The 12,300-nt window shown below is 44.7% G+C and carries 13 protein-coding genes; 7 read left to right on the forward strand and 6 right to left on the reverse strand.

Annotated features, from left to right (window positions below; all coding sequences use genetic code 11):
• Positions 1-11 precede the first annotated feature (11 nt).
• The 5 genes from V5G28_RS10865 (at position 12) to V5G28_RS10885 (ending at position 3,731) form a co-directional block, all read left to right on the forward strand.
• Positions 12-797 (forward strand): SAM hydrolase/SAM-dependent halogenase family protein, encoded by a 786-nt coding sequence (locus tag V5G28_RS10865; RefSeq protein ID WP_332992586.1) that lies wholly within the window; start codon positions 12-14, stop codon positions 795-797.
• 172 nt (positions 798-969) lie between these two features.
• Positions 970-1,518: an isochorismatase family cysteine hydrolase gene (locus tag V5G28_RS10870; RefSeq protein ID WP_332992588.1), complete on the forward strand. Its 549-nt coding sequence runs from the start codon at positions 970-972 to the stop codon at positions 1,516-1,518.
• Between the two features lie 494 nt (positions 1,519-2,012).
• Positions 2,013-2,843, forward strand: coding sequence for a nucleotidyltransferase domain-containing protein (locus V5G28_RS10875; protein WP_332992590.1), 831 nt, complete (start codon positions 2,013-2,015; stop codon positions 2,841-2,843).
• Between the two features lie 151 nt (positions 2,844-2,994).
• The gene (locus tag V5G28_RS10880; protein WP_332992612.1) at positions 2,995-3,408 is read left to right on the forward strand and encodes an element excision factor XisH family protein; all 414 of its coding nucleotides are present in this window, start codon (positions 2,995-2,997) and stop codon (positions 3,406-3,408) included.
• Positions 3,396-3,731 (forward strand): XisI protein, encoded by a 336-nt coding sequence (locus V5G28_RS10885; protein WP_332992593.1) that lies wholly within the window; start codon positions 3,396-3,398, stop codon positions 3,729-3,731. Before V5G28_RS10880 ends, V5G28_RS10885 begins: the two co-directional genes overlap by 13 nt.
• Positions 3,732-3,817: 86 nt before the next feature.
• Here V5G28_RS10885 and V5G28_RS10890 read toward each other — a convergent pair whose 3' ends face one another.
• From V5G28_RS10890 to V5G28_RS10900, 3 genes are read right to left on the reverse strand one after another with little or no spacing between them, the layout of a single operon-like run.
• Positions 3,818-4,039 carry a type II toxin-antitoxin system HicA family toxin gene (locus V5G28_RS10890; protein WP_332992595.1) on the reverse strand — a complete coding sequence of 74 codons (222 nt, stop codon included), beginning with the start codon at positions 4,037-4,039 and terminating at the stop codon, positions 3,818-3,820.
• The gene (locus V5G28_RS10895; protein WP_096563777.1) at positions 4,036-4,266 is read right to left on the reverse strand and encodes a type II toxin-antitoxin system HicB family antitoxin; all 231 of its coding nucleotides are present in this window, start codon (positions 4,264-4,266) and stop codon (positions 4,036-4,038) included. The genes V5G28_RS10890 and V5G28_RS10895 overlap by 4 nt, the downstream gene beginning before the upstream one ends.
• Before the next feature lie 42 nt (positions 4,267-4,308).
• The gene (locus V5G28_RS10900; protein ID WP_332992598.1) at positions 4,309-5,049 is read right to left on the reverse strand and encodes a cobalt-precorrin-6A reductase; all 741 of its coding nucleotides are present in this window, start codon (positions 5,047-5,049) and stop codon (positions 4,309-4,311) included.
• 454 nt (positions 5,050-5,503) lie between these two features.
• On the opposite strand from V5G28_RS10900, the gene V5G28_RS10905 reads away from it, so the two are divergent.
• On the forward strand, positions 5,504-6,301 hold the full coding sequence (locus tag V5G28_RS10905; RefSeq protein ID WP_332992600.1) for a sulfite exporter TauE/SafE family protein: 798 nt from the start codon (positions 5,504-5,506) through the stop codon (positions 6,299-6,301).
• Here the strand turns inward: V5G28_RS10905 and cbiD are convergent.
• Entirely contained in the window at positions 6,282-7,367 is a 1,086-nt protein-coding gene (gene cbiD, locus V5G28_RS10910; protein ID WP_332992614.1) for a cobalt-precorrin-5B (C(1))-methyltransferase CbiD, read from the reverse strand. The genes V5G28_RS10905 and cbiD overlap by 20 nt on opposite strands.
• Positions 7,368-7,521: 154 nt before the next feature.
• Here cbiD and V5G28_RS10915 point away from each other — a divergent pair, with 154 nt between their 5' ends.
• Positions 7,522-8,256, forward strand: coding sequence for an HAD family hydrolase (locus V5G28_RS10915; RefSeq protein ID WP_332992602.1), 735 nt, complete (start codon positions 7,522-7,524; stop codon positions 8,254-8,256).
• Between the two features lie 327 nt (positions 8,257-8,583).
• On the opposite strand, the gene V5G28_RS10920 is transcribed toward V5G28_RS10915, so the two are convergent.
• Together V5G28_RS10920 and V5G28_RS10925 are read right to left on the reverse strand one after the other, a co-directional pair.
• The gene (locus V5G28_RS10920) at positions 8,584-8,823 is read right to left on the reverse strand and encodes a hypothetical protein (RefSeq protein WP_332992604.1); all 240 of its coding nucleotides are present in this window, start codon (positions 8,821-8,823) and stop codon (positions 8,584-8,586) included.
• 30 nt (positions 8,824-8,853) lie between these two features.
• A partial coding sequence (locus V5G28_RS10925) for an NACHT and WD repeat domain-containing protein (RefSeq protein ID WP_332992606.1) occupies positions 8,854-12,300 on the reverse strand: 3,447 nt, incomplete at its 5' end.

The raw sequence follows: 12,300 nt of genomic DNA on the forward strand, positions 1-12,300 counted from the left end.
GACAAAATTTTATGCTAGTTCACATCATCGCCGATTACGGCTTTGGCGACCTCGCCTTCGCAGAAGTCGTGCAGCGCCTCAAACTCTATCTACCGGATGCTGAGCCGATACTCACACCCGTGCCTCCTTTTGCTACCCTAGCGGCAGGATTTTGTATCGCCCAGTTGGGCTTGAATAAAGCCCCCGCCGGGACAATTATTTACCACAACGTTGCGCCGCGAGAAGATGATGAACAGGCGCGTGCAGGGAATGCGGGTGAGCGTCTTGCTTTTGCACGCCTGCCAACGGGTGTGCGCGTTATCGGCGTCAATGCTGGTTATGCCTTCTCATTCGTGCGCGATCTGGCAGTCGAGTTGCGCTGGGCTGCTGTAGCAGCTGAAGGTTCACAGTTTCGTTCTCGTGACCTGTTTCCGGAAGCCGCAGGGGCGATCGCCCTGGGTCAACCTGATGCTCTAGATGAGGAGATTCCCCCTTCTGAGATACCCGACGTACCACCCAATTGTATTGCCTATATTGACGGCTACGGCAACTTGAAAACCACGATTAAACATGAGGCTAGTAAGGCGCACGAAGGTCAGGCTGTGCGTTTGCACATCGGTGAGAGGGAACTGGAAGCGATCAAGAGTGATGGCAGCTTTGCCGTCGAATCCGGACAGTTAGCGTTTGCACCTGGTAGCAGTGGCTGGACGAATGAACAAGGCGAACATACGCGCTGGATGGAAGTTTTCCTGCGCGGTGGTAATGCCTGGGAATCATTTAATTATCCAGCGATCGGCACACATATACAGATCAGTTAAGGGTTCGCGAGTTGAGTGCAATACATCAAGAAATAAGAACCACAGATGGACGAGGCAGTGCGTTGCGGGGGTTCCCCCGTTGAAGCAACTGCCGTACAGATGGACACAGATAAATAATTAGTTCATCCAAACGAGAAGCCCTATTTTTACACTGTTTTTTATCGCTTAAACAATGTCTGAGCCATTAATCATCGTTGATGTCCAATCCGGTTTTGTCAACGAATTTACTCATCACATCGGGCAACGAGTTGCTCGTTTAATCGAGCGAAATGAGTATACACCAGTTTTATTCACTCGCTTCGTCAACACACCTGATGGACCGTACCAGAAATTCCTTGATTGGCACAGCTGTGCTAATGAGCCAGAAATTGATATTGTCCCAGAACTACAACCCTGGGTTCAACCGGAAAGAGTTTTTTCTAAGCTGGGGCTGTGCGGGATACCGGATGACCTGAGAGACTACCTTATGGAGCAGTGTTTTGAACGGGTTTTCATAGTCGGCATTGACACTGATATGTGTGTGTTGAAAATCGCGATGGATTTTTTTGACATTGGCATTGAACCGATCGTACTAACTGATTGCTGCGCGAGTACGGCTGGCTTACAGGCGCACTTGGCGGGGTTGGCAGTACTCAGTCGGAATATCGGTGCTTTTCGTCTGCGTGAAGCTGGTCTTTCTGAGGGTTCGCTAGCCGCGCCAGTACAAAAAAGCAGGGAATAGACGTTCAACGAACCAAGCTGTATTGACACTCCTCAGCCTGAGGGCATGAGGATTCTTGCTTCAACCGTCCTCCCTAGATACCCAAATGCAAGCATTCAAATACCCCCGTTTGGATACGTCCACAAGCGTACACGGACTGCCCGACCGCGTTTGAAACGATTTATTCAATTTCTTGCCATGACTTCCACTTGTACAAGATTCAGGATTTGTTGCTACCAGGGTTCCGGTTCAGAAGTTGACCGCTAGACCTACTTCGCTTTTTATATGTGCGCTTTACCGCTAATATGTATAATACCGTACTTCTAGTACAAAAATCAACCTCAAAATTCGCCCTTCTAGGGCGAGGCTTTAAACCCATTATTTTGGTAAAAGGATTTCAAAAAGATGCAGATAATACCTAACATTCTTAGCCTGCACTAGTATTATTCCAGACGACAAACTAACCCGCTATCTGGTTGTGAATCAGTAAAAGCCCTAATTTATCCTGAAGAACAATGGAATTCAGTGCAGAAGAGCTAAATGCAGCACGTCAGCTTTTACTTGATAGAGTTGTCGAGTATTTTTTGGCGAAGCAAGGTATTGAAGTTTTATTTGTTCAAGGTTCCGTGGCATCAGGTTCAACAGATGAGTTTTCAGATATTGACTTTCGGGTTGTAGTTCAGCCAGAATTTTATGAGCACTTCCTTTGGGAACGTTTTTCTGCTCCCAAGCACTGGGGAGAATGGCTATACAATGAATGGACAGGAATTCAGTGGGTTTGCGTCTCTCACTTCAAACCATTCAACAAAATTGATGTCCTTTACTTCAAGCCAGAGCATCTTCAGCCATCCCCTTGGTACTTAAAACCCATTCAAGTTATTTACGACCCCAAAACTCTGATAAATCAGGTTATTGAAGCGTCTCAAGGCTTAGAGTTCACTTTAGATGTTGATGAAGTCAATCGCCTGATCAGTAAAGGGCTAGCACAAGCAGAGGAAGTATATCGTCGAGTCATGCGTGGAGAACTTTTCTATGCTCAATCTCTTCTTGACAACTTTCGAGGAAGCATGATGCAGATCGACGATTTTTTCCTCAAAAATCCCTCATCTTCTATGGCTCCAGCTTCTCACTTCGAGCAGCGCGGTAGTCAAGCATTGATTGAGGCTCTGAAACACTCTTATACGTTACTGGATAAGCAATCCACTCTTAATGCTTTAGGTGTATTGCTGAACGTTTACCAAGATCAAGTTATCAAAGCTCACGAAATGCTATCGTTACAACGAGATAGGGAAACAGATATGTACTGGATTGATATTCTGATAAAGTTGTGTGAGGTTTCCCTTTAGATTGGACTAGTAATTGCGCTAGTAAAGTGTAGTAATATTTACACCGAACGGCAGGTTCAAGCGAATAAGGTATGTATTTCATCCTGAGGCGATCGCTTCTTCCGCAGGGAAAGCACCATCATAAAAGTACAGATTTTGGTTCTGTCCGTGTCTGCATTCATACATCTTCCATGAAGCGGTGAAGCAGGCTCTTCTAAAGGAACAGTGGGTGATTACAGACGACCCACTGAAGTTTAAATTTGGAAATGTCAACTTTCAAGTTGATCTAGGCGCAGAGAGATTGGTTGCAGCAGAAAGAGCAGGTGAAAAAATAGCAGTTGAGATTAAGAGCTTTTTAAATCCGTCTGCAATTACGGATTTTTACGCTGCCTTGGGACAGTTTCTCAGTTATCGGCTTGCACTGGAAGCTACTGAACCGGATCGAGTACTGTACCTGGCTGTTCCGTTGGACACTTACCGAACATTTTTTCAATTTGAGTTCACGCAAACTGCGGTACAACGATATCAGGTTCTACTAATTGTGTATGACCCAGTGAATGAGGTGATTGTACAGTGGACAAAATAACAAAGTATCGGGAGTATATTCAAACATTGCTAACTCGTTATGCAACTGATGATGTCTCAGATAACGAAGTGGAGGTTCAACTCGTTTTCGACAAAGAGCGAGATCATTACCAGTGGATGAATGTAGGTTGGCAACAGTTCAATCGTATTTACCGATGCGTCATGCATTTCGACATTAAGGATGGAAAAATTTGGCTTCAGCAGAATTTGACAGATCAGAACCCAGCTGAGGAATTAGTTGCAATGGGAGTGCCAAGAGAAGACATTGTGCTGGGGTTGCAGCCTCCCTACAAGCGGCAGTACACGGAGTATGGTGTTGCTTAGAAAGGAGCCTCGTTATTAAGGCAACTGCTTGAGCGGCGATGCTTCCAAAGGAGCCGCCCTGCTCCGCGCGATCGCGCCTCTGTTACTCACAGTAGTTCAACAAACTCGTCCACAGTCAAACCCACTTGCCGGATGATCGCACGCAATGTTCCTCGATCTAGTTCCTTATGCTCTGGCACAGTGACTGTCGTTTTAGGTTCTTCGCGAACTAAAATGATGTGACTTCCACGCTGCCGATTCACGACAAAGCCGATTTTCTCAAGTGCTTTAACACATTCTGCACCTGAAACGACAGGCAGTTTACTCATACCAGCACAACTTCAACTCTGTCCTCTGGAACAGGTTCACCTCGGTCTTGCAGAACTTCAATGTAGAGAGCGATCGCCTCTTCAATATTCGCTAGAGCTTCCTCACGAGTTTTCCCCTGGCTGATGCAACCCGGCAAACTCGGTACCTCGACGACAAAATAACCATCTTCGCCAGGATACAGCAGTACCTTACGCTTTGATTCGGCTTGAGGTCTTGCCTCTGTCATTGGTCAACACCTACTCGGTGACTTCATCCAAATGCTAACACTCTATAGCTGATTTACTAACCACGCCACAGCACTCTCTACATCACTCACCTTTTCTCCTAGTGGAGTTGCTGGACGCTTCACCATCACGACCCTTATCCCAAGCTCCCGCGCTGCAATAATCTTGGCATAAGTAGCATCACCGCCGCTATTCTTACTGACTATAGTATCAATCTCATGTTCAATTAAAAGTTTGCGCTCATTATCTAGGGCAAAGGGACCGCGATCGCACAATATCATTCCTGGTGGCACCAATGCATCAGGGGCGGGGGGGTCAATCAGCCGCATCAAAAACCAAATATCCTCCAAACTGGCAAAGGGGGCAAGTTGCTGCCTACCGATAGTTAGGAATACCCGTTTGGCAAATTCAGGTAATACGGCGGCGGCTGCTTCTACACTATCAACTTCAACCCATTGGTCACCAGCAAGACGCTCCCATGCTGGACGGATGAGCATCAGATGCGGTATTTTACAGGTAGTAGCGGCTGCTGCTGCATGAAAAGACATTTGCGCGGCAAAAGGATGAGTCGCATCAATAAGCATATCGATTTTGGCATTACGCAGGTATTCAACCAGCCCCGCTTCACCGCCAAAACCGCCGATACGCAGCATTCCTCGTGGGGCTTGTGGTTGACTGGTGCGACCTGCTAGAGATGTGATAACTTCTACCTCTGGGATAGCCGAGGCTTTAGCTGCCAATTCTGCTGCATCACTTGTTCCGCCAAGAATAAGAAGAAGTTTCATACATAGCAGAATAAAACAAAGAAGGATATTAATGCAATGCCGTGCAATTTGAATTTATACTGATTTTCTTTGATAATTTAATAAGAAATTTTTAGTAGAGTGGGCAATGCTCACTAAATCTTATATGTGCAGCAAACATCATTGCCCACCCTACAAAATCTAATTTACCAAATAATTTCAGAAGCGCTTACTTTCTTATTTTTATTTTCCTTAATTAGAGATACTGAAACAAAATTTCAGCATCTTTTTCTCTAACTCATACCTACTTAGTTGTTACCAAAAAATATGATTATTTTACTAACTAAGTTGGCAAAATAATATTGAATTGATAATAATTTTTATCTGTATTGCTATAATCAAAAACTTACTGTATCCTCAGTAATGAAAAGCTTTTCATTACTGTTCCTAACTGGAATATTCCTCAAAAATAAATTCATTATAAAAGCAACATCTCATGACTGTTATCCAAATAATCATGCTTGCTGCGGTTTTCTTAATAGCAAGCATTATCAGTGTGATTGGTGGTAGCACTTCCCTCATTACCGTGCCAGTCATGCTTGAGTTTAGAGTTGAACCGCGCACTGCCCTTGCGACTAATATGTTGGCGTTAACCTTAATGAGTATTGGAGGTACATTGCCTTTTATTGGTAAAAAAGTGATTGATACACTTCGCTTACCACTACTGATAGTCCTAACACTGGCTGGCTCAATTTTGGGAGCATTACTTGTTCTTATTGTGCCGTCAAAATCAATGCCACTTATTATTTCTATTTCAATGATTGCAGTTGCTGTGCTGTCAATTGCCAACCGAAATGCTGGAGTCGTTCCATCTGTGGGAATACCTTCACGGATAGCAGAAATAGCAGGGTATATAGTCACTTTCGTGCTTGGTATTTACGGTGGCTTTTTCAGTGGCGGTTACGTGACTTTGCTAACAGCAGCCTACATTATGCTATTTCGTATGACATTTATTCAAGCAATAGCTACGACCAAAGTCATTAATGTATTTTCCTCACTTGTTGCCACCCTAATATTTATAAAGCATGGAATAGTAGATTACCAACTAGGTATGATTCTTGGTCTTGCTATGTTTATAGGTGGAATTATTGGAGGGCGTATGACCCTTAGCTTGAGTAATGCCTGGTTACAACGTATTTACCTGACAGTTGTGGGTATCCTCGCATTTATCACGCTGCGTAAATCTCAGCAACAAAATCACTCGACTAGCACGACTAATCTGACGATTGAATAACTAACAGTTCTTTTGCTTGTGAGTCTTGGCTGATAATTTCACCTTTACGGTCAAACAAAACAGTCCCAACTTTAAGGGCAACATTGGCATATTTTTGCACGTAAGCTTGAGCTTTCTGACTAATCTTTTCCGCCAGTATCCCAAATACTGATTCCGACAAGCCCAGTTCTATCAATTTTTTGTGTGCTGCATCAGCAGTCTTAGCATCTAAAACTGCTTGCACTGCTTGTAAATCTCCGCCAACTGTAACCACCGCTGCACTAATAATTTCTAATTTGGCATCTGCTAAATGACTAGATGTATTGAAAATGCCACCTGCCAGCTTAATCAGTTTACCCTGATATCCCAGCAATAAAACAGAACTTGCTTGGTACAGCCCAGCTTCTACCAACAACGCACCAATCCAGTTGCCTGTTTGCACAATTGCCGATTCTGGTATGCGTAAACGTTGTGCGACTTGCATACCATTGCTACCAATACAAAATACGAGATTAGGACAAATTTTGACTTTATCCTGCAACGACAGCCGAAATTCTTCTAGGTGATCAGCCGCAGACAGGGGTTGAGAAATTCCACTGGTTCCCAATAAAGACAATCCCTCTAAAATGCCAAAGGCTTCATTGGAAGTACGTTTCGCTAGTTGACGACCTTCGGGAAGAATAATCGTCACCGTTGCCGTTTGCTCTGGGGGAATGAGAGGCAGTAAATTAGCATCAAACAAGCGACGGGCATAGTTGTAAATTGCTGCTTCTCCAGAGGCTGTTTTTCCCAAACCCTCACCCGCTTCTAAAATCAGAGGTTGAGATTGGCTTTGGGACAACCTCACCCAAGCCCAAATGGGCGTGTTCCTTGTTAAATCTAAGTTATCACCTGGATCGCTCAGTGTCACTGCTAAGGCACTTTGAGCATCTAAAGCTGCAACCTGAGAAATGGGAATTTCTGCTTTTTCAGGCAGGAGGTCAATCTCAACGGACAGTTGAGAATCGATTTTTTCACGCAGATGCATCAAAGCAGCTTTAGCCGCCGCTACTGCAAATACTGGTAAGGTATAACCTGTACGAGCCATAGGGCTGTCAAACGAGTTTTTAGAAACATCTTTGCTTCTACTATAGGGGAGAAAGTGCTTCCAAAGAGCGCAGCCAACTTGGGTGAGTGCTAGTGAAATACTACGGAAAACAGGTTTTAATGATTCTTGGTTGAGCGATCGCGAGAGGTCTATTTTGGCAACAATTAAGTGTAGAAATGTGACGTTTTCCAATATCCAGGCGATTCTTTTTGATAAAAACGGGACTCTGGAAGATTCTGAAGCTTATTTGCGTACCCTCGCACAAAGAGGCGCACGAATGATAGACGCGCAAATTCCTGGAATTGGGGAACCATTGTTAATGGCGTTTGGTGTGAATGGCGATCGCCTCGATCCAGCGGGTTTAATTTCGGTGGCGAGTCGTCGCGAAACAGAAGTCGCCGCCGCTGCTTATATTGCGGAAACTGGGCGGGGATGGTTTGAATCTTTAACGATATCTCGTCAAGCTTTGGAAGACGCGGAAAAATATGTTGGCAAGACTCCTTCACCTTTGTTTGTCGGTAGCTTGGAAGTGCTAAAGTCTCTCTCGGAAGCAGGACTGAAATTGGGGATTCTTTCAGCCGCGACAACCGAAGAAGTGCGTGCGTTTGTCCAAAATCATCAATTGAGTGATTACATTCAACTAGAAATGGGAGTCGATGAAGGTCCAAGTAAACCAGATCCAATTTTATTTGTGAATGCTTGCCAAGCTTTAGGAGTGGAACCAAGTGCCACGCTTATGGTAGGAGATTCTGTGGGTGATATGCAAATGGCGCGTCATGCCAAAGCTGCTGGTTGCATTGGTATTACTTGGGTAGGGAAGGCGGAGAATGTTAAAGGTGCGGATGTGGTGATTAATCGACTTGATGAAATTCAAGTTGTTAGGGAATGAATTGCATCTATGAGGTTGCCATAATTATCAGTTACGTAGAGCGATCGCGCAGAGCGCACTGCCCGAAGGGCAATCGCCCTAAATAAGGTAGGATTAATTTATCAGGCTTCTATAGCAAAAGCACTCATCAAAAGTGAGTTGTACAAAAAAACTGGCTAAAACTCAAACTTGTAGTGTGGTAGTTAAAGAAACCCGGTTTGTTGAAAAAACCGGGTCTGTGGGCTAGTGATTATCTGAACTATATTGGTCACAAAGGGTGCAATGAGAAAAAGACAGTTTTCTCAGAAATGACTTGCCTCCAGTTTTACCTGACTTTATGATCGTTCATCATTGCCCACGTCCTCTATTTTTATCCTGGCGGTCGTTCTTGAACTCTATACCCAAGCGTCCAGTAGCCAGCCATTCTGCTTCTGTAACTTCTTTCTTGCTATCTTCTGGCTTTTGTTGGTCTGTTTGGTCACCCTCCTGTGTACTGCTATCTTCTGGCTTTTGTTGGTCTGTTTGGTCACCCTTGTGTTTTTTCATATCGGGATCATCTGGAATCCATGTTGTTTCTTTCTTTTCCATTTTCTTTCTCCTTTTTGAGCAAAAATTACATTAATTACATAAATGAGGTGAAACATTTGAGTGCGTTTTTAGATAATCACGGACTTGGGTGCATCCCTTTGCCTGCAACTCCTTCAAACTCAAATCTGACACATCCCATAGGAATACAATTGCATCTGTGCCAGCAGACACTAACCGTTTACCATTGGGATTAAAACTGACAGAATTCACATCAGACTGATGTCCACTCAAAGTTGTGATTAAAGTTCCATCCCGTCGCCAAAGTTTGATAGTCCGGTCACTACTGGCAGTGGCGATTGTTTGTCCATCTGGGCTAAAACTGACATCAAGCACGGTGGTAGTATGTTCCTTCAGCGTTGTTATTACGTTTCCGTTTAAACTCCAGAGTTTTACAGTCTTGTCATCACTAGCTGTAGCAAGCGTTTGCCCATCTGGACTGAAACTAACATTCCAAACTCGACCTTTATGTCCCGACAGCGTTCTAAGTTCTGTACCGTCTAAAGTCCATAGCTTGACTGTCCGATCATCACTAGCAGTGGCAATTATTTTTCCATTAGGACTAAAGCTGGCACTCAATACTGCGCTACTATGTCCTCTGAGAATTTTAAGTTGTTTACCATCTAGACTCCAAAGTCTGGCAGTTTTATCGTCACTAGCAGAGACAATTATTTGTCCATCTGGACTAAAGTTAACGGTATTAACAGTATCTTGATGACCTGACAAAGTTCTCTGCAATTTTCCATCTGTACTCCAGAGTTTTACAGTTTTGTCAACACTGGCACTAGCGATTGTTCGTCCATCTGGACTGAAGCTTACGCCAAAGACTTCGTCTGTATGCCCAGGCAAAGTAGAGACTAACTTGCCTTCTGTACTCCATAACCTTACCGTTTTGTCACTACCTGCACTCACTACCCGTTTACCATCTGGGCTGAATTTTGCACTATTTGCAGAGTTTTCATGTCCTGCTAGGATAGTCAGCCAGCTTCGATTCACCTGCCAGAGCTTTATGCTGCGATCATTACCAGCAGTTGCAAGAATCCGTCCATCTGGACTGAAATCTACACTGGGAATTCGTCCCTCGTGACTTGCCCATGTCTCAAGCCGTGTGCCATCCCGCGTCCAAAGGGTTACTTTTCCATCGAAGCTACCAGAGGCAATTGTTCCATCGCTACTGAAACTAACACTATAAACTTGTTCGGGATGCGGAAGGGTTTTTAGGAGTTGACCCTGTGGATTCCAGAGTTTCACCGTTTTATCCTGGCTAGCAGTTGCAAGTATCTTACCATCTGGGCTGAAGTCTGCACTTTTGACAGGGCCAGTATGTCCGGTGAGAGTTTTGAGCAGCTTCCCGTCTCGTGTCCAAAGGTTTACCGTCTTGTCCTCGCTAATCGTGACAATCCGATTCCCATCAGGACTAAAACTCACCTGCCTTACCCATCCGCGATGTCCACTTAGAGTTTTGAGAAACCGACCGTTAAGTCCCCACAATTTCGCTGTTTTATCCTCACTGCCAGTGGCAATTGTTTTACCATCAGGGCTAAAGCGGACACTTAAAACCCAGTTATTATGAGCTTTGATAAACCATATTAACTTGCCATTGCGATCCCAAAGCCTGACCGTTCCATCTTGGCTACCAGAAGCAATCATTTTTCCATCGGGACTAAAACTGACGCTCATGACTGGCTGTGTGTGTCCTTGTAAAGTCGCAATCAGGCTGCCATCAGAACGCCATAGTTTTACAGTGTTGTCATAGCTGGCTGTAGCCAGCATCTGACCGTCCGGGCTAAAACTGACACTTTGAACAATGTCCTGATGCCCTTCCAGACGATTACGCTCTCGCGTCCAGTAAACCGCTTCCCCCAATGTTGCCTGTATTTCACTCTGGGTTTGTGGATTGGCATTGCCCCAAATTTGTGATTTTGAGCGCTTGGCAGCATCTAAGCCGACCAGTAGAGCATCCAACGTATTTCTATTGGCGGCAAAATGAGCTTCTGAGGTTTGCCGTAGAGCAGCGATTTGACCTGTTTCGGCTCTGTGATACTGAATGGTTGAGAAAGCAGCTAGCGCTAATGCCACAGCGGAAAAAGCAGATAGTCTAGTAACCGTTCGGCGGCGTTGGCGATCGCGTCGTCCTACACTTGCATCAATAAACTGATTAGCTGCGTCACAAAAGCCACCCAAAACCTGATTAAATACTTGATTCTGTTTAAGTTCCAAAGCTTGCTCTAGTTTTGAGCCACTCCACAGTTCATCATCTGCTTTCGTCTTTTGCCACTGTGCCACATCTTCATTCAAACGGTTGCGGAGGGCGATCGCCTGACGATTTCCTCCAATCCATTCATTCAAGCGTGTCCAAGATGTCAGTAAAGCTTCATGGGCAATCTCCACGGTGGAGACTTCAGACTGAGGTTGACGATTGCTCACTAACAAGTTTTGATCAATCAACTGAGTCAACACTTTTTGTTCGAGTGGATCGTTAAACTCAAATCGCATCGCCCGTCTACGAACGGGTTTACACTCAGTTCCCGATTCTTCTTCCCCACCAATCTCAACCAGCCTCAAAAAGATGCGTTGCACGCATGTTTGTTCTACTTCTGTCAAGTTGTTGTAAATTTTCTCAACCCGTTGGTGGAGTGCGCCCCACACGCCACCCAACTGCCGATAGGTATTGATATTGAGTGTGCGATCCTGAATATCGTGATTTTTAACTTCTGTTTCCCACACTAAATTCAGCGTGTATTGCAACAAGGGCAAATATCCTGCCTGTCGCTGCACATTTTTGATGATTTCCTCCACCAATCCCACCTCAAACACCACCCCATGCTGAGCAGCAGGCTGTTCGATTGCTAACCGCAATTCATCTCGTTGCATCTCAGCAATGAATGGACGATGTTTATCTGTAGCCTTGACAAGCTGGGGATAAGGACTTAAGTGATCAAGAAAATCAGCCCGCATTGTCGCCACAATTTTGACAGAACGCTGCTTAGTTTTACTCAATTCCACCAAGCTGTTGATAAACTGGTCACGTTTACCAGGTTGACTGGTGGTGAACAGCTCCTCAAACTGGTCAATAAAGATGAGCCAATAATCATCAGGCTGCTTCAGGCGATTTACCACCTGAGTGAGCGTACCAGCTTTAGCCTCACGGGCAATTTGGGCTTCTGTCTGCTTGTATTTACTGAGTAAGCTGGCATAAAAAGATTCAAAAGGGTCACTATCTGGGGTAAACGTCAGGTGTACAAATCGCGATCGCCATTTCTGTGACAGCCAGGGAATTAAACCCGCTCGCACCACTGATGACTTGCCACTACCACTAGCTCCTAAAAGTAAAATTAAGTTCGTTTGTTCTAGTTCGTTAACCAAACCTGTGAGAAATTGGTCACGACCAAAAAATAGATCTTTGTCTTCTGGCTCAAATTTCTTTAACCCTTTGTAGGGTGAGGTTTCTATAAATTGACGCGTTTTAATCTCTTCAAC

It is taken from the genome of Scytonema sp. PRP1 (assembly GCF_036697665.2).
In the GTDB taxonomy this organism is placed as follows: Bacteria; Cyanobacteriota; Cyanobacteriia; order Cyanobacteriales; family Nostocaceae; genus Kalymmatonema; species Kalymmatonema gypsitolerans.